15 protein-coding genes and 2 other annotated features (1 of these 17 only partly in view) are annotated in these 23,598 nt (G+C 64.5%); of the genes, 10 read left to right on the forward strand and 5 right to left on the reverse strand.

Features of this window, described 5'->3' with window-relative positions:
- Positions 1 to 119: a binding site (T-box leader), on the reverse strand; it reaches 120 nt to the left of the window's first position.
- Positions 120 to 336: 217 nt separating this feature from the next.
- Both C1A13_RS05550 and C1A13_RS05555 read left to right on the forward strand, forming a co-directional pair.
- On the forward strand, positions 337 to 1,713 hold the full coding sequence (locus C1A13_RS05550) for an MATE family efflux transporter (RefSeq protein ID WP_347295271.1): 1,377 nt from the start codon (positions 337 to 339) through the stop codon (positions 1,711 to 1,713).
- Entirely contained in the window at positions 1,710 to 2,156 is a 447-nt protein-coding gene (locus tag C1A13_RS05555) for a MarR family winged helix-turn-helix transcriptional regulator (RefSeq protein WP_101549911.1), read from the forward strand. Before C1A13_RS05550 ends, C1A13_RS05555 begins: the two co-directional genes overlap by 4 nt.
- Before the next feature lie 62 nt (positions 2,157 to 2,218).
- Here the strand turns inward: C1A13_RS05555 and C1A13_RS05560 are convergent, their stop codons facing one another.
- Complete coding sequence (locus C1A13_RS05560; protein WP_101549913.1) at positions 2,219 to 3,601, reverse strand: TrpB-like pyridoxal phosphate-dependent enzyme; 1,383 nt, start codon at positions 3,599 to 3,601, stop codon at positions 2,219 to 2,221.
- Between the two features lie 71 nt (positions 3,602 to 3,672).
- Positions 3,673 to 3,920: a binding site (T-box leader), on the reverse strand.
- A 222-nt stretch (positions 3,921 to 4,142) separates the two neighbouring features.
- Here C1A13_RS05560 and C1A13_RS05565 point away from each other — a divergent pair.
- From C1A13_RS05565 to C1A13_RS05580, 4 genes are all read left to right on the forward strand, one after another.
- Positions 4,143 to 4,733: a hypothetical protein gene (locus C1A13_RS05565; protein ID WP_101549915.1), complete on the forward strand. Its 591-nt coding sequence runs from the start codon at positions 4,143 to 4,145 to the stop codon at positions 4,731 to 4,733.
- Complete coding sequence (locus C1A13_RS05570; RefSeq protein ID WP_347295214.1) at positions 4,717 to 6,348, forward strand: GH3 family domain-containing protein; 1,632 nt, start codon at positions 4,717 to 4,719, stop codon at positions 6,346 to 6,348. Before C1A13_RS05565 ends, C1A13_RS05570 begins: the two co-directional genes overlap by 17 nt.
- Positions 6,345 to 8,864 carry an HD domain-containing phosphohydrolase gene (locus C1A13_RS05575; protein WP_101549920.1) on the forward strand — a complete coding sequence of 840 codons (2,520 nt, stop codon included), beginning with the start codon at positions 6,345 to 6,347 and terminating at the stop codon, positions 8,862 to 8,864. The genes C1A13_RS05570 and C1A13_RS05575 overlap by 4 nt, the downstream gene beginning before the upstream one ends.
- A gap of 218 nt (positions 8,865 to 9,082) precedes the next feature.
- A complete protein-coding gene (locus C1A13_RS05580; RefSeq protein ID WP_101549922.1) occupies positions 9,083 to 10,396 on the forward strand; it encodes a cation:proton antiporter in 1,314 nt (437 codons plus the stop codon).
- 55 nt (positions 10,397 to 10,451) lie between these two features.
- Here the strand turns inward: C1A13_RS05580 and C1A13_RS05585 are convergent, their stop codons facing one another.
- On the reverse strand, positions 10,452 to 11,645 hold the full coding sequence (locus tag C1A13_RS05585) for a M23 family metallopeptidase (RefSeq protein WP_101549924.1): 1,194 nt from the start codon (positions 11,643 to 11,645) through the stop codon (positions 10,452 to 10,454).
- Between the two features lie 160 nt (positions 11,646 to 11,805).
- On the opposite strand from C1A13_RS05585, the gene C1A13_RS05590 reads away from it, so the two are divergent.
- A complete protein-coding gene (locus C1A13_RS05590; protein ID WP_101549926.1) occupies positions 11,806 to 12,780 on the forward strand; it encodes a carbohydrate kinase family protein in 975 nt (324 codons plus the stop codon).
- 51 nt (positions 12,781 to 12,831) lie between these two features.
- On the opposite strand, the gene C1A13_RS05595 is transcribed toward C1A13_RS05590, so the two are convergent.
- The 3 genes from C1A13_RS05595 to C1A13_RS05605 form a co-directional block, all read right to left on the reverse strand.
- Positions 12,832 to 15,510, reverse strand: a complete 2,679-nt coding sequence (locus C1A13_RS05595; RefSeq protein WP_101549927.1) for a cation-translocating P-type ATPase — start codon at positions 15,508 to 15,510, stop codon at positions 12,832 to 12,834.
- 150 nt (positions 15,511 to 15,660) lie between these two features.
- Positions 15,661 to 18,747 (reverse strand): efflux RND transporter permease subunit, encoded by a 3,087-nt coding sequence (locus tag C1A13_RS05600; protein WP_101549928.1) that lies wholly within the window; start codon positions 18,745 to 18,747, stop codon positions 15,661 to 15,663.
- 6 nt (positions 18,748 to 18,753) lie between these two features.
- Complete coding sequence (locus tag C1A13_RS05605) at positions 18,754 to 20,352, reverse strand: efflux RND transporter periplasmic adaptor subunit (RefSeq protein ID WP_242970815.1); 1,599 nt, start codon at positions 20,350 to 20,352, stop codon at positions 18,754 to 18,756.
- A 182-nt stretch (positions 20,353 to 20,534) separates the two neighbouring features.
- Here C1A13_RS05605 and C1A13_RS05610 point away from each other — a divergent pair, with 182 nt between their 5' ends.
- From C1A13_RS05610 to C1A13_RS05620, 3 genes are all read left to right on the forward strand, one after another.
- On the forward strand, positions 20,535 to 21,209 hold the full coding sequence (locus C1A13_RS05610) for a response regulator transcription factor (RefSeq protein WP_101549930.1): 675 nt from the start codon (positions 20,535 to 20,537) through the stop codon (positions 21,207 to 21,209).
- Positions 21,206 to 22,549 carry a sensor histidine kinase gene (locus C1A13_RS05615; RefSeq protein ID WP_101549932.1) on the forward strand — a complete coding sequence of 448 codons (1,344 nt, stop codon included), beginning with the start codon at positions 21,206 to 21,208 and terminating at the stop codon, positions 22,547 to 22,549. The genes C1A13_RS05610 and C1A13_RS05615 overlap by 4 nt, the downstream gene beginning before the upstream one ends.
- A 90-nt stretch (positions 22,550 to 22,639) precedes the next feature.
- Complete coding sequence (locus C1A13_RS05620; protein WP_101549934.1) at positions 22,640 to 23,584, forward strand: 2-hydroxyacid dehydrogenase; 945 nt, start codon at positions 22,640 to 22,642, stop codon at positions 23,582 to 23,584.
- The last annotated feature ends 14 nt before the right edge of the window (positions 23,585 to 23,598 follow it).

Genomic DNA, 23,598 nt, shown 5'->3' on the forward strand with positions numbered 1-23,598 from the left:
AATGCGTTCGGTCGGAAACTCGGGGATGTTCTTCCTCCCGTGCCTTGTACCGGGCTCCCACCTTTTCCCGGCTCTCTGTGACGCGGCGTCGGGGCTACTCTTCCCGTCATCGTCTTTGGCGGTTATAAAAAAAGACGGCGCTTCCCAACGTGTGGTAAAAGCGCCGTTGCTTTTATAACGGCCATTCTAGCAGGATGGGAGCGCGTTGTCAATCCCTTTTCGGAAATTTTTCCGCGGGGAATTCGGGGGACGGGCCTCCTTTTTCTGGCAAAAAGGTTGCGTTGACAACTATTTTTCCGCCTGATATAATGGGAGGGAAAGAAAGGAAGCGGTTTCGTGCACAGCGACCAGAATCAGGCGGACAAATTCGCCAGAATGACCCAGACGCCCATTCCGCGGCTCATCACGACGCTGGCGGTCCCCACGATCATCAGCATGATGATCACCTCGGTCTACAACATGGCGGACACCTTTTTCGTCGGCCGGATCGGCACCAGCGCGACCGGCGCGGTGGGCGTCGTCTTTTCGCTGATGGCGGTCATCCAGGCGATCGGGTTCATGTTCGGGCAGGGCTCGGGCAACTACATCGCCCGCAGCCTCGGCGGCCAGGATTTCCGGGACGCCTCGCGCATGTCCGCGACCGGTTTTTTCTCGGCGCTGATCGTGGGCGGACTCATCACCCTCTTCGGCCTTATCTTCCTCGACCCGCTCGTGCGGCTGCTCGGCGCGACCGAGACGATCCTGCCCTACGCGCGGGATTACGCGCGGTACATCCTGCTCGGCGCGTCCTACATGACCGCGTCGCTCGTCCTCAATAACCAGCTGCGCTTCCAGGGCAGCGCCTCCTACGCGATGGTCGGCATCGCGGCGGGCGGCATCCTCAACATCGCGCTGGATCCGCTGTTTATTTTCGTCTTCCACATGGGCATCGCCGGGGCGGCGATCGCGACGGTCATCAGCCAGTTTGTGAGCTTCTGCATCCTGCTGGTCGGCTGTACGCGGGGCGGGAACATCCGCATCCATTTCCGGGACTTCACCCCCCGCTGGGAGCTTTACCGCGAAATCCTGCGGGGCGGCCTGCCCTCCCTCTGGCGGCAGGGGCTGGCGAGCGTCGCCACCATCTGCCTCAACCTCGCCGCGGGCCCCTACGGCGACGCGGCGATCGCCGCGATGTCGATCGTCTCCCGCGTCAATATGTTCGCTTCCTCCGCGCTCATCGGCTTCGGACAGGGCTTCCAGCCGGTGTGCGGCTTCAATTACGGGGCCAGGCTCTATAAGCGGGTCCGCGAGGGATTCTGGTTCTGCGTGCGCGTGTCGGTCGTCGTGCTGGCGGTGCTGGCGGTGGCCGGGTTCATCTTCGCCCCCGGGATCATCGCGGTCTTCCGCGGGGAGGACGCGCTCGTCGTCGAGATCGGCGCGCGGGCGCTGCGCTTCCAGTGCGTGGCCTTCCCGCTCATGTCCTGGGTGATCATCAACAACATGCTCTGCCAGACGATCGGCAAGGCCGCCAAGGCGACCGTCCTCGCCATGGCGCGGCAGGGGCTCTTCTTCCTGCCGCTCATCCTCGTCCTGCCGCCGCTCTTCGGGGTGCTCGGCGTACAGCTCAGCCAGCCGCTCTCCGATCTGGCCACCTTCCTGCTCTCGGTGCAGATCGGCTTCACCGTCCTCCGTGAGCTCAAGGCGCAGGAGGAGGCGGAGGGAGGCGCGGCATGAAAAAGGTGCGCCTCAACCGGGATATCTCCATCCTCTACCGTTACGGGCAGCGGTTCTTCGCCTGCCGGCTCGCTCCGCTGGGGGTCGAGGTGGGGCAGCTCCCGGTGCTGATGCAGGTCTACCAGATGCCCGGCACGACGCAGGACGCGCTGTCGGTGGGGCGGGGGTTTGACAAGGGGACGACCGCCCGCGTGGCGAAGTCGCTGGAGGACGCGGGGCTCCTGCGCCGGGAAACCGACCCCGACGACCGGCGGATCAACCACCTCTATCCCACCGGGCGGGCGCTCGCGCTGCGCCCGCAGGTGGAGGCGGTCATCGACGAGCTGCACGGGGTGCTCTACCGCGGACTGAGCGGGGAGGAGATCGCGCAGGCCTCCGCCCTCGTGGCCCGGATGCGACGCAACCTCGCCGATGAGATCGACCGGCAGCGGTCGTCCAAATGAGAATCAGAATGTAAAGCGGCGCGCCGTCCATCCGGACGGCGCGCCGCTTTTATTTTGGGTGCTTACCGGACGCCGGGGATGGCGGGAAGCCCGTCGAAGCCCTTCTGCAGGTCGGCGTCGGTGGGGATGTAGTCGCTCATGACGCCGTCGTGGAAGGCGGAATAGGCGGTCATGTCGAAGTAGCCGGTGCCTGTGAGGCCGAAGAGGATGGTCTTTTCCTCGCCCGTCTCCTTGCAGCGCAGCGCCTCGTCGATCGCGGCGCGGATGGCGTGCGCGCTCTCGGGGGCGGGGAGGATGGTCTCCTGCTTGGCGAAGAAGACGGCGGCCTCGAACACCTTGGTCTGCTCGACCGACACGGCCTCCATGTAGCCGTCGTGGTAGAGCTTGGAGAGGATGGGGGACATGCCGTGGTAACGCAGCCCGCCCGCGTGGTTGGCGGAGGGGATGAAGCCGCAGCCGAGGGTGTACATGCGGGCGAGCGGGGTGATCCGGCCGGTATCGCAGAAGTCGTAGGCGTACCGCCCGCGGGTGAGGGAGGGGCAGGAGGCGGGCTCGACCGCGACGATGCGGGGGTCGGCTCTGCCGGTCAGCTTATCCTGCATGAAGGGGGCGATGAGGCCGCCGAGGTTGGAGCCGCCGCCCGCGCAGCCGATGATCACGTCGGGGTACTCGCCGATCATCTCCATCGCGGTCTTGCTCTCAAGGCCGATGACCGACTGGTGGAGCAGCACCTGGTTGAGCACCGAGCCGAGCACATAGCGGTACCCCTCGGTGGAGACGGCCTTTTCGACCGCCTCGGAGATGGCGCAGCCAAGGCTTCCGCCCGTCTCGGGGTCGGCGGCGAGGATGCGGCGCCCGGCCTCGGTGGTGTCGCTCGGGCTGGCGACCACGTCCGCGCCGAAGGTCTGGATGACCGCCTTGCGGAAGGGCTTCTGGTTGTAGGAGACCTTGACCATGTAGACGGTCAGCGGCAGCCCGAAATAGGAGCACGCCTCGGCGAGCGCGGTGCCCCACTGGCCGGCGCCCGTCTCGGTGGTAAGCCCCCTGAGCCCCTGCCGCTTGGCGTAGTAGGCCTGCGCCACGGCGGAGTTGAGCTTGTGGCTGCCGGAGGTGTTGTTGCCCTCGAACTTGTAGTAGATCTTCGCCGGGGTGCCCAGCGCGCGCTCCAGGCTGTAGGCGCGGATGAGCGGGGAGGGGCGGTACATTTTATAGAACTCGCGGATCTCTTCGGGAATGTCGACGTAGCGGGTCACGGCGTCGAGCTCCTGGTGCGCCAGCTCGTCGCAGAAGACGGGGCGCAGGTCGGCCTCGGTGACCGGCCGCATCGTCGCGGGATTGAGCATCGGGTCGGGCTGTTCCTTCATATCGGCGCGCAGGTTGTACCACTGGCGGGGAATCTGGTCCTCGGAGAGATAGATCCTGTGCGGCACGTTGTTCGATTTCATGGCGGGTGCTCCTTTCAGATGTTGGATTTGCAAACAAACGGGCAAACAAAAAAGGCTTTTGCCCCAGCGACTGCTGGGACAAAAGCCTTGGCTTCTGCGGTACCACCCAAATTGGCGTCGAAACGCCCGCTCATTCCGCATACTGACATATGCGCTTCCTGGATAACGGGTGAAGATCCCGTCGGGCACTACTCGGGAAATCCCTTTCGTCCCGCCCTCGCGAGTCCATTCAGCCCGGGCCCTCCCGCCGCAATCGCACCGCCTGCGGCTCTCTGTGGGGATGGCGAACGCGCCTACTCTTCTCGGTCGTCGGTTTGCCGTTCGTTTGATTTAGAGAGATTATACAGCGGCGGGAAGGATTTGTCAACCACGATTTTTTCGCTAAAGGGAAACCTTACAACAGGGTGTCAAAAATTGACATGACATTTGTTGGATATTACCAGATTCAAATGTCGCATATTGCAGAAAAATGGAAAATATATTATAATTAAATTTACCAACTTATGGACAAACTGTGACAATGTGACAGGAGAAAACCGATTTGATGATCCTACTGCTGGGATGCCTGAGTTTCCTGCTTTTCGTGCTCGGCGATCTGAACAGCGTCAACTGGGGAGTGCGCGCGCTGCGGCCCTGTTTTTTTGCCGGGTGCCTGCTGCTGGCGGGTTCCACGGCGGCGCTGCTCATCACCGCGCGCCCACGTTTCCTGCTCCCCGCGCCGCTGCGCGGGCTGGCCGGTTTTTTGGGCGCTCTGTTCCTCCTCCTGCTCGTCTACTCCCTCTTTTTCGCGCTTCCCTTCCAGCAGACCTATCTGGAGGAGGCCGCCGAGCGCCGCGCGTACGACCGCGGGGTCTACGCCCTCTGCCGGCACCCGGGGGTGCTCTGGTTCATCCTGTTTTACCTCTGCTGCTGGCTGGTGCGGGGCTCGGACGCGCTCTTTTGGGCGTGGGTCCTCTTCAGCCTGCTCAACGTGGGATATATCGTGCTGCAGGACCTTTACATCTTCCCGCGCACCTTCGGCAACTACGGCGAATACCGGAAGACCACCCCCTTTTTGATCCCGAACCGCGCCAGCATGCGGCGCTGCGCGGCAACGATAAAGGCAGGAGAGGAGCATGGGCGTGAACTTTGAGGAGAAGCTCAGGAACCAGCAGTACGACGATCTCTGGCAGGAGTACTGCGGATTCCTGGACCTGGATATCGGCGGCTACATGCAGATCCAGAGAAGGCTGATGGAGGAGCAGATCGGGCTGTGGAGCGCGAGCGCGCTCGGCAAAAAGCTCCTCGACGGCGGCAGGCCCCGGACGGTCGAGGAGTTCCGCCGCGCGGTTCCGCTGACGACCTTCGAGGACTACGCCGACGTCCTGCTGCAAAAGCGCAGCGAAATGCTGCCCGCCGAGCCGGTGGTCTGGATCCAGACCACCTGGGAGGGCGGCAAACACCCGATCAAGCTCGCGCCCTATACGCGCGGAATGCTCGACGTCTTCAAGCGCAACATGGTGGCGGCGCTCATGCTGGCCACCAGCAAGCGCCCCGGCCAGTTTTCCATCGCGCCCTGCGACCGGACCCTCTACGGGCTGGCGCCGCTGCCCTATGTGACGGGACTGTTCCCGCTGATGCTCGACGAGGAGCTGCCCCTGCGGTTTTTGCCGCCGGTGGACGAGGCAGTGAGGATGTCGTTCGGCGAGCGCAACAAAAAGGGCTTCGCGCTCGGCCTGCAAAACGGACTCGACCTCTTTTTCGGGCTGAGCAGCGTCATCAGCTATATCACCACGAGCTTCACTGCGGGGGGCGGGAAATCCAAAACGAACCTGCTCCAGTATTCCCCCGCCATGGTCTGCCGCTACCTCGCGGCCTCCTACCGCGCGAAGCGGGACGGCCGCACCGTGCAGCCGAAGGACATCTTCCGCCTCAAGGCGCTCATCTGCGCGGGCACCGACACAAGCTACTACAAGCCCTCGCTCGAGGAGGCGTGGGGGGTGCGTCCGATGGAGATTTACGCGGGCACCGAGCCGACGCTGATGGCGACCGAGACGTGGGCGCGCAACGGCCTCGTCTTTTTCCCTGACAACTGCTTTTATGAGTTCATTCCGGAGGGAGAGATGTATAAAAATCTTGACGACCGGACCTACCAGCCCAAGACCTGCCTGATGGACGAGCTGACCGCCAACCAGAATTACGAGGTGGTCATCACGGTGCTCAAGGGGGGCGCATTCGTCCGCTACCGGGTGGGGGACGTCTTCCGGTGCCTCAGCACGGGCGGCGAGCAGGAGGGGGCGCGCCTGCCGCGCTTCACCTTCGTGGACCGGATCCCCACCGTCATCGACATCGGCGGCTTCACCCGCATCACCGAGGACACGATCTCCGACGTGGTGCGCCTGTCGGGGCTGGGCATCCACGACTGGGCGGCGCGCAAGGAGTACAGCGCGGACAACCGCCCCTACCTGCACCTCTACCTCGAGATCGCCTCCGGGTCGCTCGAGGTGATGGCGGTGAGCAAGCAGCTGCTCCGCGAGCATCTGAGCGTCTACTTCAAGTACTTTGACAACGACTACAACGACCTGAAAAAGATGCTCGGCATCGAGCCGCTGCAGATCACCATCCTGCGCACCGGCACCTTCGACGCCTTCCGTCGGGCGACCGGGCAGGAGGTCCGCCGGATCAACGAGTCGAGCTTCCGCATCTCCGAGCTGCTGCGTTTCCAGGAGCGGGACTATCCGCTGGAAAGGGGAGTCGTGACGCCATGATCCAGATTCCGTTCCTCTATGTCCCGATCGCGGGCGTCTGCTGCTACACCATCCTGCTGCTCGCGCTGGCCGCCGCCAAAAAGAACCGGCTCATCCGCTCCTTCATGAACCTGCTGGGCTGCTACCTGCTCTGGACGGCCGGATCGATGCTCATGCGGCTGCAGTTCTACCCCGGCTTTGAGCTGTGGTACGAGGTCTCGATCCTCAGCCTCTTCTGCATCCCGCTGCTCCTCTACAATTTCATCTTCAACTTCGTCGACGCGAAGGGCCTCTTCTTAAAGCGGCTGTGGACGGGCCTGACCGCCGCCACCCTCGTGCTGACCCACTTCGAGGTCTTCCTCAAGCGGCCCGTCTTCATCGACCTCGGCAACGGGACGGGCGTTTTCCGCTACGATACCGGCTGGGAAATCGCCATCCCCTGCGTGCTCTTTTTCTTCATCATCCTCTCGTCGGCGGTGATGCTCTTCAAGTCGCGGGAGCTCACCTCCGCCTGGACCCGCCCGATCGTGGTGGGCATCTGCTTTCTCTTTCTGGGCAACGTCCTGTCGATCGTGCCGGGCAACATCTTCCCGTGGGACACCCTGTCGGGCATCATCAACGCGGGCTACATGTTCTACGCCCTCTACCGCAAGCGGCTCTTCAGGCTGACGCTGCTCGTATCGCGCGGCACGATGCTCGCGGCCAGCGCGGTGCTCGTGTCGGTGCTCTTCGCCTACTGGGCGGGCCCGCTCGAGCGGATGATTCTCGACTATTTCCCGCAGGTCCGGGGCTACCAGACGCTGATCATCGCGATCCTCTTCGCGGGGATCATCCTCGCCTCCTACAAGCTCCTCTATCGGGTGATGGACAACCTCTTCGTACGGGATACGCAGGTGCGCGCGCAGCACCTCAAGGAGTTCAGCCTGCGCGCGTCCAAGAGCCTCAACCTCGACGAGATCCTGCGCGAGCTGGTCGAGGTGGTCAAGGACACCGTCTCGGTCGAGAAGGTCTACGTCTGCCTCGAGGACAGCGGCGGCGAGACCTACCGCACCGCCTATTCGGCCAGCCCGCTCGACGTGAAATCCTTTTCCCTCCAGGCGGCCAACCCCTGCATCCAGTGGTTCCAGGAGCACGACGGCTGCCTGATGCTCCGGGACTTTCAGCGCAGCGTGCTCTATAAATCGATGTGGGAGTCGGAGAAGCAGATGCTGGCGAACATGCACATCGAGTGCATCGTGCCGCTCAAGAGCGACAGCGACCTCGTGGGCATTCTGCTGCTCTCCACCAAGCCCAAAAAGGGCGGTTACTCCTTCGACGACATCGCCTTCCTCGAATCGGTGCAGTCGGTGGCGTCGATCGCGATCAAAAACGCGAACCTCTACAAGAAGGCGTACGACGAGTCGCGCATCGATCCGCTGACCGGCCTGCTCAACCGGAAGTCCTTCTACGAGAAGCTGGGGGAGGAGTTCGAGCGGTGCAAGAACCACTCGATCGCGCTCGTCATCCTCAACCTCGACGACTTCAAGCTCTTCAACCAGCTCTACGGCAACCGCGAGGGGGATGCGGCGCTCCAGCATGTGGCGCGGATCATCTCCACGACGCTGGGGAGCAACGGCTCCGCGGCGCGGTACGGGGGGAAGGAGTTCGCGCTCATCCTGCCCTTCTTCGACACGATGAAGGCGCTCAACCTCGCGGCCGACATCAAGGGACAGATCGCCAACATGAACCGCGGCGTGGAGGGGGAGAGCCTCAAGGTCATCACCCTCAGCGGCGGCGTGTGCGTCTACCCCTACGCGGCCTCCAACCTCGCGCAGCTCATCAGCAACGCCGACATGGCGGTCTACAACGCCAAGCGCAGCGGCAAGAACAAGATCATCGCCTATTCGCTCGAGTCGCCCCTCTCCCAGGCGCCGATGGAATCCCCGCTCATCGAGGGCGGCCGCTACGAGGAATACGCGCCGACCATCTTCGCGCTGACCGCCGCGATCGACGCCAAGGACCACTACACCTTCAACCACTCGCAGAACGTGGCGGAGTACTCCACCGCGCTCGCGCGGGCGATCGGGCTGAACGCCGACCATGTCAAGATCATCTACGAGGCCGCGCTGCTGCACGATATCGGCAAGATCGGCATCCCCGAGCACATCCTGACCAAGCCGGGGCGGCTGACCCCCGAGGAATACAGCATCATGCAGAAGCATGTGGAGAACTCGGTGGCGATGATCCGCCACCTGCCCTCGCTCGACTACGTGATCCCGGCCGCAATCGGCCACCACGAGCGGTGGGACGGCAAGGGCTACCCGCGGCGGATCGCGGGGGAGGACATCCCGCTGTCCGCGCGCTGCCTGGCGATCGCGGACGCCTTCGACGCGATGACGACCGCGCGCTCCTACAAGCCGGCGATGCCAGTGGAGTTTGCGATCGCGGAGATCGAACGCGGGGCGGGCACCCAGTTCGACCCCAAGCTCGCGCCTGTCTTCGTGGAGTTGGTGCGGTCGGGGAAGGTCCTCCCGAAGGAGGCCGCCCCCGCAAAATAGGAGAAACCGGACGCCCGGACCGTTTACGCGGTCCGGGCGTCCTTGTCGTATCCGCCAAAAACCGGCCGCACGGCGGCTTTCAGCGTGGCGGATACGGAAAAAGTAGAGGTAATATTGCACAAAAATCATTAAAAGAACTTGCGAATTACGCCGAAAGGTCTATAATAAATAACTGTGAAAAAAGTGTGAGAAAACGGGAAAGGAAAGAGGAGAATCGAATGTCATACAAATTTCTGATGGACATCGCGCTTATTCTGGTGAGCACGAAGGTTCTGGGGCTCCTGACGAAACGCTACCAGATGCCCCAGGTCGTCGGCGCTCTGCTCGCGGGGCTGATCCTCGGCCCGGCGATGCTCAACGTCCTGCAGGCGACCGACTTTCTGGCGCAGGTGTCCGAACTGGGCGTCATCGTCATCATGTTTACCGCCGGTATGGGCACCGACATCCAGGAACTGAAAAAGACCGGGAAGGCGGGATTTGTCGTCGCGCTGTGCGGCGTGCTCGTCCCGCTCGCGATGGGCGCGGGGCTGGCCTTCTTCTTCAACCGGGGCGAATTCGCGCACCCCGGAAGCGTCCTGCTCCAGAACATCTTCATCGGCGTCATCCTGACCGCCACCTCGGTCAGCATCACGGTCGAGACTCTCAAGGAGCTCGGCAAGCTCTCCACCAGGGTGGGCAACACGATCTTAGCAGCCGCCCTCATCGACGACATCCTCGGCCTGATCGCGCTGACCGTCGTGACAAGCCTGGCGGGCGCGCAGGTCAGCATGGTGGTCGTCTTTGTCAAGATCGTCGCCTTTTTCGTCTTCGTGGGTGTGGTCGGCGTACTCGTCAGCAGGCTGCTCGGCTGGTATATGACCAAGGTCATGCACGACAAGGACCTGCACCGTTTCCCCCTGCTGGCCTTTGTCCTCTGCCTTGTGATGGCCTTTTGCGCCGAGGAGTTTTTCGGCGTCGCGGACATCATCGGCGCCTTTTCCGCGGGTGTGATCATCGCCACCACCCCCAAGGCAAAATACATCGAATCGAAATTTTCCCCGCTCTCCTACCTGCTGCTGACCCCGATCTTCTTCGCGAGCATCGGCATCAAGGTCGTGCTGCCCAAGATGGACGCGGCGATCGTGCTCTTCGCGGTGATGATGGTGCTTGTGGCGGTCGTCTCCAAGCTGATCGGCTGCGGGCTCGGCGCGAAGCTCTGCGGATTCACCAACCGCCAGTGCGTGCAGGTCGGCTTCGGCATGGCCTGCCGCGGCGAGGTCGCGTTGATCGTCGCCAACAAGGGCATGGCGATGGGGCTCATGCCGCCCGCCTTCTTCGGCCCGGTGATCATCATGGTGGTCTGCGCGGCGATGCTGACGCCCATCCTGCTCAAGCTGGTCTTCAAGCCCACCAAGGGCGAGGCCCCCGAGGAGATGGAGCAGAGCGACCTGGTCGACCGCTACGACGAGGTCGAACAGCTCGACTACGTGTCGCAGGGACTGCTGGCCGCCAACGACAAGCTGCGTGAAAAGAACCAGAAGAAAAAGGACTAGGAACCAAAATAAAAAGCCCCCGGCCGGCGGCCGGGGGCTTTTTTGCTGCTGCGCGTCAGACGCCGGAATCGAAGGCGGTCCACGGGTTCACGAAAACGTTGTTCACCGCCAGCGCGAAGTGCAGGTGCGGCCCAGTCGAATAGCCGGTGGTGCCCACCTCGCCGATCTTGTCGCCCTTTTTGACGGCGTCGCCGGCGGAGACGGAGAGAGAATCCATATGGTAGTAGAAGCTCTTGAGGCCGTAGCCGTGCTCGATGACGACCGTGTTGCCGGTGAGCTGGATGCGCTCGGCGAAGAGCACGCGGCCGTTGTTGGCGGCGAGCACGTCGGTGCCCGTTTTGGCGGCGATGTCGATCCCTCCGTGGCGGGAGGGGGTCGGGTCGTCGTTGGTGTAGCGGATGCAGCCGAACTGGGTGGTGATCTCGCCGGAGACCGGCTGGAGGAAGGGGTTCTCCCAGTACTGCACCGGGTCGGCGACCGCCTTGAGCGGCTCGACCTTCTCCTCCCATTCGGCGTTGGCGGCGGCGGAGAGCGCCGTCTCCTCCGCCGTGGCGGCGTCCATCTCGAGGTACTGCACCTCGAATTCCCGCTGCTCGACGACGATCTCGCGGGTGAGGACCTCATCCCCCGCCGTGACGGTGAGGCCGTAAACGCCCGCCGGGGTGGTGTAGCGCACCGGCAGCAGCGCGATCTGGCTGCCGTCTCCGGCGGAGAAGAAGCGGGGCGAGAATCCGAGGTCGCTTTCGGCGGAAAGTTCCGCGCCGTCGGCGTAGAGGGCGCGCAGGACGACCGTCTCCCCCTGCCGCGCGGCGGCGTTCAACGAGAGCTGCACCGGGAACGCGCAGTCGACCGTGAAGCGGTAGACGGTCCCGCCGGCGGCGGCCTCGTAGGCATAGCCGCCGTTTCGCGCCGGCAGAAAACCGCCAAGCTCCCCCGACTCCCCCGCGAAGACGGTCCCGCCCCCTGCGTCGGTCACGGTGACGGCGTACCCGCCGGGAAGAAGCGGCAGCTCCGCCGGGTCGGAGACCGGAAAGACGGGCGCTACCGCGCCCGCTTCCACCAGCTCGGCCCGATCCCCGAGGGAGACGGCGAGCGGCGGGGCGGGGTCGGGCGCCTCCGGCGCGGCCGAAACGGCGGACTCCGCCGTGGAAGGAGCCCGACGCGCTTCCGGGGAGGGCAGGCGGGCGGCGCAGGCCGTCAGCAGAAAAGCCGCGGCCAGGGCGAGGACGCGGACGAAATGACGCTTCATGTGAAAACCTCCTTTGCGGGGATATCCTTTTTTCCATCCTATCATGGATTGCGTCCGGGCTCAACCGCCCGGGCATGGAAAAATTGAAAAAACAGGCAGGAAAATCTCCCCTTCCCGCCGCGGATATGCTATACTGTGGAAAAAGGCGGGAGGGCTGAATATGTACGACGTAGTGGCGGTCGGCGAACTGCTGATCGATTTTACCCCGGCTGGAACGAGCGATCGCGGAGCGGCGCTCTTTGCGCGCAACCCGGGCGGGGCGCCCGCGAACGTGCTCGCGGCGGTCACCCGCCTCGGCGGAAAGACCGCTTTTATCGGCAAGGTGGGGGAGGACGGCTTCGGGCGGTTCCTCCGGGACACCCTCGACGGCCTGGGGATCGACGTCTCGGGGCTCGTCATGACGGGGGAGGTTCCGACCACCCTCGCCTTCGTCCAGCTCGACGAGCACGGAGACCGCTCCTTCAGCTTCTACCGCAAGCCGGGCGCGGACATCATGCTCTCGCCCGGAGAGGTGATGCGGGAGCTCACCGGACAGGCGCGGATCATGCATTTCGGCTCGGTGTCGCTCACCGACGAGCCAAGCCGTTCGGCGACCCTCGCGGCGGTGCGCGCCGCGAAGGAGGCCGGCGCGGTCGTCAGCTACGACCCCAATTACCGCCCGCTCCTGTGGGAAAGCCCCGGCGAGGCGAAGCGGTGGATGCGCGAGGGGCTCTCCCTCGCGGACATCGTGAAGGTGTCCGACGAGGAGCTTACGCTGCTCACCGGCGAAACCGACCTCGAACGCGGCTCCCGAAAGCTCCTGGAGGCGGGCGCGTCCCTCGCGCTCGTCTCGCTGGGCGCGAAGGGGGCGTTCTTCCGGCTCGGGGAGCTGTGCGGGCGCCAGCCGACCTTCGACGTCAGGACGGTCGACACCAACGGCGCGGGGGATTCCTTCTTCGGGGCGGTGCTCTACCGCCTCTGCGGAAAGTCCCTCGCGGAGATCCGGAGCCTCACCCGTGAGGAGCTGGAGGACGTCCTCTCCTTCGGCAACGCGGCGGGTTCGATGACGACCACCCGCCCGGGCGCGATCCCCGCGCTGCCCACGATGGAGGAGGTGCTCGCCTGCCGCGCGCACACGCCGCTCCTGCTGAAATAGGGTATGGAAAGCCCCCCGCCGTCCGCCGGACGGCGGGGGGCTTTTTGGACGTTACCGCGCGGAGGCAAGCTCGCTGGCGGTGGCGACCGTGTGCCGGACGGTGCGGTTTTTGACGCCGAGGATGACGCCGGACACGATCGGGACGAAGACGCAGTAGGAGGCGACGGTCACGAGCTGGGAGAGGGTGAGGGGGACGGCGCGGAACATTGGGGCCAGCAAGGGGTTGTAGATCGCGAAATACATGATCACGGCGGAGCTGAGCACCGCGCCCACAAGCTTGAGGTTGTTGAAGGGGTTGATCGCGAAGATGCTCTTCGTCTCGCTCTTGCACTCGAAGACGTGGATGAGCTGCATCATGACGAGCGCGAGCAGCGCGCCGGTACGGGCGGTGTGCAGGTCGCCGCAGGAGCGGATGAGGGAGGTGAACACCCCGAGGGTGCAGATGCCGATCAGCAGCCCGCGGATGACGATCGTAAAGCCGAGCCCGTTCGAGAAGACCGATTCGTCGGCGCGGCGGGGTTTTTCGCGCATGACGTCCTTGTCGGGGGGCTCGAGGCCGAGGGCGATGGCGGGCAGCCCGTCGGTGGCGAGGTTCACGAGCAGGATCTGGATGGGCAGCAGCGGGACCGGCATGCCCATGAGCATGGCGAAGAACATCGTGACGACCTCGCCGATGTTGCAGGAGAAGAGGTAGCGGATGAACTTGCGGATGTTGCGGTAGATGACGCGGCCCTCCTCGACGGCGGACACCAGCGTGGCGAAGTTGTCGTCCATCAGGATGACCGAAGACGCCTCCTTGGTGACGTCGGTGCCGGTGACGCCCATCGAAACGCCGATGTCCGCCTCCTTGACGGCGGGCGCGTCGTTGACTCCGTCGCCCGTCATCGCCACGACGTTGCCCTGCTTTTTAAGGGCGCGCACGATCCGCAGTTTGTGCGCGGGGGTGACCCGTGCGAAGACGGAGATGCGCTTGATTTCCCGGGCAAGCGCCTCGTCGCTCATCCCGTCGAGCTCGCTTCCGGTGACGACCCGGTCGCCCGGCTGGTAGATCGAAAGCTCGGCGGCGACCGCCTTGGCGGTCACGGCGTGGTCGCCGGTGATCATGACCGGCCGGATGCCCGCCTCGCGGCATTTGGCGACCGCGCCGTAGGCCTCTTTGCGGGGCGGGTCGAGCATGCCGGCGAGCCCCGCGAAGATCAGCCCCTGCTCGCCGCGGTCGTCGGGGGAGGAGGCCTCCCGGTAGGCGAAGCCGAGCACGCGCAGCGCGCGTCCCGCCATCGCCTCGTTTTGGGCGGCGATCTGCCTGCGCAGCTCGGGGGTGAGCGGGACGATCCCGGATTTGGTGGCGCACCGGGTGCACCGCTTCTGGAGGATGTCGGGCGCGCCCTTGGTGAAGAGGAACCGCCTGCCGTCCTCCCGGCGGACGATGACGGACATCATCTTGCGGGTGGAGTCGAAGGGGATCTCCCCCTCGACCTCGTAGGGACGGGATTCCCGGTAGAGCCCCGCCTTGGCGGCCATGACGAGCAGGGCGGCCTCGGTCGGTTCTCCGAACACCTCGAGCTCGCCGCCCTTGGAGAGCCCCACCAGCCCGCGCAGCCCCTCCCGCTTTGGGGTGACGGAGGCGTTGTTGCAGAGCAGCGCCACGTCGAGCAGCATGGCGGCGGAGGGGAAGTCGCAGGGCTCGACGACGCGCCCGTTGAGGGTAAACTGCCCGGTGCTCTCGTTGCCCGCGCCGCTCACCTCCAGGCGGCAGTCGAGGGTCTGGACCGCCTTGACGGTCATGCGGTTCTCGGTGAGGGTCCCGGTCTTATCCGAGCAGATGACGTTGGCGCAGCCGAGCGTCTCGACGGCGTGCAGCCGCCGGATGAGGGCGCCCCGCTTGACCATCCGCCCGACCGAGAGGGCAAGCGCGATCGTGACGACGGCGGGCAGGCCCTCGGGGATGGCGGCGACGGCCAGCGAGATGCCGGTGAGCAGCATATTAAAGGGGTCCTCGCCGCGCAGGATGCCGGTGACGGCGACGACGCCGCAGATGACGAGGCAGGCCACGCCGATGACCTTGCCCATCTGGGCGAGGCGCTTCTGGAGGGGGGTGGGCTGCGCCTCGATGCCGCCGAGCATGTCCGCGATCTTACCCATTTCGGTGTCCGCGCCGGTGGCGGAGGCGCGGCAGATCGCCTTGCCCTGGGTGACGAGGGTGCCCATGTAGACGAGGTTCTTTTTGGCGGGGGCGGCAGGGTCGGCGGCGGGGGACTTTTCCACGCCGGCGGATTCGCCGCTGAGCATCGATTCGTCGCAGAGGATGCCGCCGCCCCCGAGGATGCAGCCGTCGGCGGGGACGCGGTCGCCCGCCTTGAGGCAGAAGATGTCCTGCGGGACCACCTCGCTGGCGGGGATGCTCCGGGCCTGCCCGTCGCGCACGACGACCGCCCAGGGCGCGGAGAGCTCGCCGAGCTTTTCGAGGGTGCGCTCGGTGCGGTACTCCTGGAAGAAGCCGAGCAGGGCGTTGATAAAGACGATCGCGACGATGGTGAGCGCCTCGGTGTATTCCCCCATCAGCGCCGAGACGACCGTCGCCGCGAGCAGGATCATGATCATGGCGTCGCGGAACTGCCCCGCAAAGATTTTAAGCATACCGGCTTTCTTGCCCGCGCGGATGCGGTTTTCCCCGTGCTCGGCGAGCAGTTTTTCGGCCTGTCGGCCGGTCAGTCCTTGATAGTCCTCCATAGGATGTTTCAGTCCTTTCCCGTCAATACTCTTGTCCCTAATATCTATTCCGGACACGTATGGGATATGCCTTCGCGGGGAAGGGCGGAGGGACGCGAAACGCCCGCCCCGCGCAGGCGGGGCGGGCGTTTTTATACGCAGAAATGCGGGTCAGAACTGCGAAAGCTCCTCTGGGGAGAGATCGCTCGCGGGCGGCTTCAGCGCCGCCTCGGGGTCGGTGTCGTTGTTCTTGCGGGGTTTGCCCCGGAAGAGCAGGTAGAAGGTCGGCAGAAGCAGCAGCGTCAGCACGGTGGAGGCGGTCAGGCCGCCGATGATGACGATTGCCATGCCCTGCATCGCCTCGGCGCTCTCGCCGATCGCAAGGGCCATCGGGAGCATCGAGAGGACGGTGGTCAGCGTGGTCATCAGGATGGGGCGCAGGCGGCTGCGGCCCGCGTAGATGAGCGCGGTCTCGGCGTCCATGCTGCCCCGGTAGCTATTGGCGGTATCGATGAAGAGGATACCGTTGTTGACGACGGTGCCGACGAGCATCAGGAAGCCCATCAGCGAGGGCATGCTCATCGTCACGCCCGACAGCAGCATCAGCCCAAAGGAGCCGATGAGGGAGAAGGGAACGCAGATCATGACGATGATCGAGAAGCGCGCGGATTCAAACTGCATCGCCATGACCATGAAGACGAGCAGGATTGCGGTGAGGATGGCCCCGCCGAGGGCGGAGAACTCCTCGTTCATGCTCTCCATCATGTCGCTCGTGGCGATCGAAACGCCGGTGGGCAGGATGCCCTCGACCGACTTGGTGACCTCCTGCGTGATCTTCGCGGCGTTCCTCTCGGCGGCGGTGGTGAGCTGGCCGGAGACGGTCACGATGTACTGGTTGTTCTGGCGGTCGATCTGGAGGGGCGCGTTGGAGTACTCGATCGTCGCGATGTCCAGGAGCGGCACCTGCCGCCCGCCGGGGGCGGTGAGCATCAGCCCGGACAGGTCCGCGACCGTCTGGTAGCGGTCCTTGGGGTACTCGATGCGGATGTCGTACTCCTGCCCGTTGACGCGCAGCGTGTCGGGGGAGTTGCCCTCCATGATGTTGTAGACGGTGCCGATGACCTGCTTCGGGGTGAGCCCGACGGCGGTCGCCTTGATCGGGTCGACCTTGATCTCCGCCTGCGGGTCGCCGGAGGAGACGGTCGAGGTGACGCGCACGACTTCGCCGCGCCCGCGCAGCTGCTCTTCGATCTGCCTGGAGACGCCGCGCAGGGTGTCGAGGTCGTTGCCCTGGATATTCACGTCGACGCTCGAGCCGCCGCCCATCATCGACATCATGCTCGAGGCGCTCACGTCGACGTCGTAGCCGACCGTGTTGGCGGTTTGGGCGCGCCAGATGTCGACCCATTCCTTGGTGCTCTTTTCACGGTCTCCCCGGAGATAGACGGAGATCGAACCGCCCCCGCCCGACGAGAGCATTGAGCTGCCGCCGCTCGACAGGGAATACCGTTCCACGTCGGGGCATTCGGCGACCATCGTTTCGAGGTCGGTGAGGATCCTGTCGACCTCCGCGAGCTTGAGCCCCGGCTTGGTGTCGACCGAGATCGAGATGGAGCCCTGGTCGATGTCGGGCATCAGCTGCATCGGGATGAAGAAGACCATCCCGACCGAAACGACGAGCAGCACGACGGAGACGATGACGACCAGCGCCTTGTGGCGGAAGGTCTTTTTTAGGAAGCCGCCGTAGGAGACCTCCACCTTTTTGAGCCAGAGGCCGAACCTGCCCTCCCGCTCGACCGGCTTGAGGCGGCAGAACATGAGCGGGACGATGGTCAGCGCGGAGATGAGCGACGCGGTCAGCGAGAAGATGATCGTGAAGCCCAGCTGGCGGAACATCTGTCCGGACAGGCCCTTCAGGATGCTGATGGGCAGGAAGACGACGATGGTGGTGATCGTCGAGGCGATGATCGAGCTGGTGACGAACTTCGCGCCCTCGAGCGCGGCCTCCCGGTGGGTGAGCTGGCGCTCCTGCCGCTGGAAGCAGCTTTCGAGCACGACGATCGAGTTGTCGACCATCATGCCGACGCCGATGATGAGCCCTCCGAGGGAGACGACGTTGAAGGAGAAGCCCATCATGTTCATAAGGATGAGGGTGGTGAGCACCGAGACGGGGATCGAGCTTCCGACGATGAGGGAGGCGCGCCAGTCCCGGAAGAAGAGGAAGAGCACGATCATGCAGAGGATGACCGCGCCGATCAGCGTCTGGATGACCGTCTTGATCGAAGCGAGGATCTGCTCGCTCGAGTCGTTGATGACCGACATCTCGACGCCGATGTTGCTGTCGTTGATCTTGTTCATCGTGTCGATGACCGCGCGGGAGACGTCGACGGTGCCGGCGCTCTGCCGCTTGGTGATCGAGATCATGACCGTCTCATGGCCGTTATAGCGGCTGATCGAGCCGGCCTCCTCGGTGCCCTGGTAGACGTTCGCCACGTCGGACAGGTGGATGACCTGGCCGGTGGGGAGGGTGATGGGGATGTTTTTGAGCGATTCGACGGTGTTGTAGCTGACGCCGCCGCGCAGGGAGAGCTCCTGGTCGCCGCGGTCGACGCTGCCGGCCGGGATGGAGAAGTCGGCGGCGCCCACGAACCCGATGATCGTGTTCATGTCGAGCTTATACTGCTTGAGGCGCTCCTCGTTGAGGGTGACGCTGATGTAGTCCTTCTGTCCGCCCATCACGTCGGCGGTGGCCACGCCCGAGAGCTTTTCAAACTCGGGCTTGACGTCGTCGTCGATGAGACGGAGCAGGTCGACGTCGCCCGTGGCGTTGGCGGAGAGGACGATGCTCGGCATCATGTCCATGCTGACCTCGATGATGGTCGGGGTCTGGGCGTCGTCCGGCAGGGTGCTCTTATACATGTCGAGCTTCTCCTGCAGATCCATGTGCGCCACGTCCATGTTGGCGCCGTAGTCCATCTCGAGCATGACGAGCGACATGTTCTCCTTGGACTGCGAGGTGACGTTCTTGACGCCGCTGAGGCTCGCGGCCGAGTCCTCGATGACCGAGGTGACGAGGTCGTTGACCTCCTCAGGCCCCGCGCCCGGATAGATGGTGAGGATGATCATGGCGGGCATCTCCATGTCGGGCATGAGCTCGAGCGGAGCCCCGAGCATGGCCGAAAAGCCGAAGACCACCAGCGCCAGCACGACGATGAACATCGACACAGGGCGCCTGATCGCAAGTTTCGTTAAATTCATAGGGCGTCAGTCCTCCTGTGCGCCGCCGGAAGCGGCGTCGTCCGGCTCGGCCTGCTGGCCTTCGGAAGCGGCTTTTGCGGAGGACGCCTCCTCCGCGGCGTCCTCTCCGGAGGAGGCCTCTTCGGAGGCGGCGCCGGAAGAGGCGGCCGCGGCCTCGGCCGCCGGGACGACGGCGGCGCCGTCGGTGAGGTTGGGGTGCCAGGTGGAGATGATCCGGGAGGCGGCGGTCAGGCCGGACGTGACCTCGACCGACTCCTCGTTGGAGATGCCCGTCTCGATAAAGGTTTTGACCGCGCGGCCGTTCTCGAGCAGGTAGACATACGCCGCGCCGTCCTCATAGTAGACGACGCTCTGCGGGATGAGCAGGCTGCCGCGCGCCTTGGCGGTGTCGGCGGTGACCTTGACCGAAAGCCCGGTCAGAAGGGCGCCGTCGTCCTCGTCGGCGGAGGCTTTCACCTTGAAGAGTCCGGTGGCGGGGTCGACCATCGTGCCGACCTCGGCGATGGTGCCCTCATAGGTCCTGCGGCCGTTTTCGATCGTGACCTTGTCGCCGGCCGCCATCTGGTCGACCGCGTCGGCGGGGACGTAGAAGGTGACCATGAGGGTTGATTTGTTGGAGACGGTGTAGGCGGGGCTCGACTGGGAGACCAGCCCCTGCTCGGAGACGTTTTTCTGCTCGATCACGCCGTCGATCGGGGAGGTGACGCGGGTGTATTCGAGCTGCTTGGCCTGCGCCTCAAAGGCGGCGGTCGCCTGCCCGAGGGAGGCCTTGGCGACCTTGATCGCGTCGTTATGTACCGCGTCCTTGGTCAGCTCGTAGATCTGCTCGGCCGACTCGTAGGCGGTCTGCGCGTTGCGCACGGCGGTGCGGAGCTGCTTGTGCTGCGCGTCGTCGCCGTCGTCGAGGTCGTTGTAGTTGGCGCGCATCATCAGGTACTGGGCTTCCGCCTGGTCGTAGGAGGCCTCGAGCCCCTGCTTCTGCGCCAGCAGACGTGCGACTTCATCCGGGTCCCCGGCCTCCTGCGCCTGCTTGATCGCCGCGTCTTTTTCGGCGATCTGCTGCTTCAGGCTCTGCATCGACTGCTGGAAGGCGGCCATGCCGTTCGAGATGTCGTCCATCGAGTCCTCGGTGCCGTCGTTGTAGTCCCGCAGGCTCTGGCGGGCGTTCGAATAGGCGTTCTGCGCCTGCTTGAGCTGGCTTTCGAGCTGGATCATCTGCATGTCGAAGGAGCTGCCGAGCGCCTGGTCCATCTGGGCCTGCGCGCTCATGAGCTGCGCCTGCGCGATGTTCACCGACAGCTGGATGTCGGAGGGGTCGACTTCAAAGAGGAGCTCGCCCTTTTTGACCTCGTCCCCGACGTTCTTATGGACGGCCAGCACGGTGCCGGCGACCTTCGGGAAGACGCTGACGAGCTCATCCGGTTCCACGGTGCCGATGAACTCGGTGCTGAGGGAGAGGTCCCCCGTTTCGGCGGTCACGGTTTCCACATAGATGCTTTTTTCCTGGGCGGCCGTCTCCGCGGCCTTGGGGGCACAGCCGGCGGTTCCGGCCATCAGACAGACCGCCGTCAGGCAGGCTGCGAAGCGCGTGCGGTTTTGGTTCATGCGGATATCCCTCCAAATAATATAACAAAAATACAACAGGCTTAATCATAGTCCTTCTGTATGAACTTTTTTTGAACTCCCGAACCCGTAGAGCGGACTTTGGCGGAAATTTAACCTTTTGTTCATAAAAATCCGATATACTCAACATGGACTTGTGAAACTTTCTTAGGGGCGTGATGCGGATGTTCCATATTCTGGTGGCGGAGGACGATTACAGTCTGCGGGAATTGATGAGCGACTACCTGGCGGAAAACGGATACCAGGTCTATCAGGCGAAAAACGGCGCGGAGGCGCTCGCGGTCATGGAGGACGCGCACATCGACCTGCTGATCTGCGACATCATGATGGCGGAGCTGGACGGCTACCGGCTGACGCAGGAGCTGCGGCAGGCGGGGTACACGCTGCCGGTCATCATGGTGACCGCCCGGGAGACGCTGGAGGACAAGCACCAAGGCTTTCTGGCGGGCACCGACGACTATATGGTCAAGCCGGTCGATTTCGAGGAGCTGCTCTGGCGGGTGTCGGCGCTGCTGCGGCGGGCGCAGATGGCCAGCGGCCACAAGCTACGCATCGGCGACATCGAGCTCGACTACGACGCGCTCTCGGTGACCGACGAGCACGGCACCGCGGTGCTGCCCAAAAAGGAGTTTCAGCTCCTGTTCAAGCTCCTGAACGCCCCCGGCAAGACCTTTACCCGCCAGCAGTTGATGGACGACATCTGGGGGCTTGACTCCGACGCGGACGAGCGCACGGTGGACGTGCACATCAAGCGCCTGCGGGAAAAATTCGGCGGCCTGCGGCAGTTCAAGCTCGTGACGGTGCGCGGGCTGGGCTACCGTGCGGAGAAGCTGGTATGAACGCGGGTAAAAGGGACGGCCGCGAGACGGCCGACATCCTGCGGATCCACTCGGTGCGCTTCAAATACCTGGTGACCCTCTTCGTGGTCATCTTCCTGGCGTGCGGAATCACCTATCTGGTCACCTTCATCAACATCTGGGGCAGGATGCAGCAGTCGGCCGAACTGCAGATCCAGTCGGTCGTGGACATCTTCGCGGGGTTCATGGACCGCTCCGGCCTGACGACGCGGGACATCGTCGACGAGCTGAGAAAGCGCCTCGACGTCGTGGAGGTCTACGAGCGCGCGGATGAGCTGCCCGGACCCTTTTCCGGCGCCGCGCTCGAGCCGGGAAAGCTCGAGATGCGCACGGTGGAGGGACGTTTTGAAGGGGCGGTGCGGATGCCGGACGGCTACCTGTACCTTTCGGTCACGCCCCCGCCGGGCCAGTTCACGGGAATCCGGAAGCTGGTGCTACAGACCCTCTTCCTCTGCGCGGCGATCGCGAGCCTCGGCGCGGTGGTCGCCATCCACCGCGCCATCCGCCCGCTGCAAAAGCTCAACCAGGCCATCCGGCAGGTGGCGCGCGGCAACTTCGACGTGCACGTCGACTTTGAGAGCCGCGACGAAATGGGGGTCGTGGTGCGCAACTTCAACTGGATGGTCGGGGAGCTGCGCAACATCGAATATCTCCGCAAGGACTTTGTGAGCAGCGTCTCCCACGAGTTCAAGACCCCGATCGCCGCGATCCAGGGGAGCGTCAAGCTGCTGACCTCGGCCCCCTATGGGAAGCTCAGCGAGGAGAAATTCCAGAAGTACACCCGCCTGATCTCCGACGAGACCGACCGCATGGCGAGCCTCTCCTCCAATCTGCTGCGCCTGTCCAGGCTGGAAAACCAGTCGACCGCGGAAAACCCCACCGTCTTTTCCCTCGACGAACAGATCAGGCGCTGCATCCTGCTGCTGGAAAACCAGTGGCACGCCAGGCACATCGACCTCGACATCCAGCTTGACCGGGCGGACTACCGGGGGGACGAGGAGCTCGTGCAGCAGCTCTGGCTGAACCTGCTCTCCAACGCGATCAAGTTTACCGGCGAGGGGGGCAATATCTCGGTCAAGCTGCGCCGGGTCGTCGGCGGGCTGCGGGTGGAGATCGCCGACGACGGGATCGGCATGTCTCCCGAGACGCAGCAGCGCATCTTTGAGAAGTTTTACCAGGGGGACGGCTCCCACTCCCGCGAGGGCAACGGCCTCGGGCTTTCGATCGTCAAACGGATCCTCGACCTGCACGGCGGCGCGATCAAATACGAGAGCGCGCCGGGCGCGGGGACGACCTGCACGGTGACGCTGCCCGACCGGTAAAATTTTCTTCCCGGGGATGCAATACACGCCGGGACATGCTATGATATCCATGAGAATACCGGCCCCCGGGCCGCTGCAAGGAGGATTCCCATGAAACTGGTGATTCTGGAGCCGCTGGGCGTGGAAAAGGAAAAACTGCTGGCGATGGCGGAGAAGGCCGCCGCCGGGCGGATCGAAATCGTTTCTTACGACACCCGCGCCGAGGACGTGCCCACGCTCATCGAGCGCAGCCGGGACGCGGACGCGGTCGTGCTCTCCAACCTGCCCTATCCGCGCGAGGTGATCGAGCGGTGCCCCGCCCTCAAGCTGATCCTGGTGGCGTTTACCGGCGTCGACCATGTCGCGATGGACACCTGCCGGGAACGCGGCGTCACCGTCTGCAACTGCGCGGGCTATTCCACCGTCGCGGTGGCCGACCTCGTGTTCGGGCTGCTGATCGCCCTCTGCCGCAGCATCCTTCCCTGCGACCGGGCGGTGCGGGAGGGCGGCACCAAGGCGGGGCTTATCGGGACCGAGCTGGAGGGCAAGAAGTTCGGGATCGTCGGCGCCGGGGCGATTGGCCTGCGCGTCGCGCGCATCGCCGAGGCGTTCGGATGCGAGGTGGTCGTCTACAGCCGTACCCAAAAGCCGGAGACGGGGCTGCGCTATGTCGGTCTCGACGAGTTGCTCTCCGGCTGCGACGTCGTGTCGCTGCACGTGCCGCTCAACGACGGGACGCGCGGGCTCATCGGCGCGCGGGAGCTGGGCCTCATGAAGAAAACCGCCTTCCTCATCAACACGGCGCGCGGCCCGGTGGTGGACAGCGCGGCGCTCGCGAAGGCGCTGTCCGATGGGGTGATCGCGGGCGCGGGGATCGACGTCTTCGAGACCGAGCCGCCCATCCCGCGGGACCATCCGCTCTTTTCCGCCCCCAACCTGGTCGCGACGCCGCACGTCGCGTTCGCCACGAAGGAGGCGCTTGAAAAGCGCGCGGTGATCGTCTTCGAGAACCTCGCGGCGTGGCTGGACGGCGCGCCGGAAAACGTCGTCCGGTAAGAACTGCAAAAGGC

It is taken from the genome of Anaerotruncus massiliensis (ex Togo et al. 2026), from assembly GCF_900199635.1.
Lineage (GTDB): Bacteria > Bacillota > Clostridia > Oscillospirales > Ruminococcaceae > Anaerotruncus > Anaerotruncus massiliensis.

Coding starts and splice junctions, on each gene's coding strand:
- C1A13_RS05555 (WP_101549911.1), top strand. CDS start 1,710: ATGAAAAAGGTGCGCCTCAACCGGGATATCTCCATCCTCTACCGTTAC.
- C1A13_RS05560 (WP_101549913.1), bottom strand. CDS start 3,601: ATGAAATCGAACAACGTGCCGCACAGGATCTATCTCTCCGAGGACCAG.
- C1A13_RS05570 (WP_347295214.1), top strand. CDS start 4,717: ATGGGCGTGAACTTTGAGGAGAAGCTCAGGAACCAGCAGTACGACGAT.
- C1A13_RS05575 (WP_101549920.1), top strand. CDS start 6,345: ATGATCCAGATTCCGTTCCTCTATGTCCCGATCGCGGGCGTCTGCTGC.
- C1A13_RS05580 (WP_101549922.1), top strand. CDS start 9,083: ATGTCATACAAATTTCTGATGGACATCGCGCTTATTCTGGTGAGCACG.
- C1A13_RS05585 (WP_101549924.1), bottom strand. CDS start 11,645: ATGAAGCGTCATTTCGTCCGCGTCCTCGCCCTGGCCGCGGCTTTTCTG.
- C1A13_RS05590 (WP_101549926.1), top strand. CDS start 11,806: ATGTACGACGTAGTGGCGGTCGGCGAACTGCTGATCGATTTTACCCCG.
- C1A13_RS05595 (WP_101549927.1), bottom strand. CDS start 15,510: ATGGAGGACTATCAAGGACTGACCGGCCGACAGGCCGAAAAACTGCTC.
- C1A13_RS05600 (WP_101549928.1), bottom strand. CDS start 18,747: ATGAATTTAACGAAACTTGCGATCAGGCGCCCTGTGTCGATGTTCATC.
- C1A13_RS05605 (WP_242970815.1), bottom strand. CDS start 20,352: ATGAACCAAAACCGCACGCGCTTCGCAGCCTGCCTGACGGCGGTCTGT.
- C1A13_RS05610 (WP_101549930.1), top strand. CDS start 20,535: ATGTTCCATATTCTGGTGGCGGAGGACGATTACAGTCTGCGGGAATTG.
- C1A13_RS05615 (WP_101549932.1), top strand. CDS start 21,206: ATGAACGCGGGTAAAAGGGACGGCCGCGAGACGGCCGACATCCTGCGG.
- C1A13_RS05620 (WP_101549934.1), top strand. CDS start 22,640: ATGAAACTGGTGATTCTGGAGCCGCTGGGCGTGGAAAAGGAAAAACTG.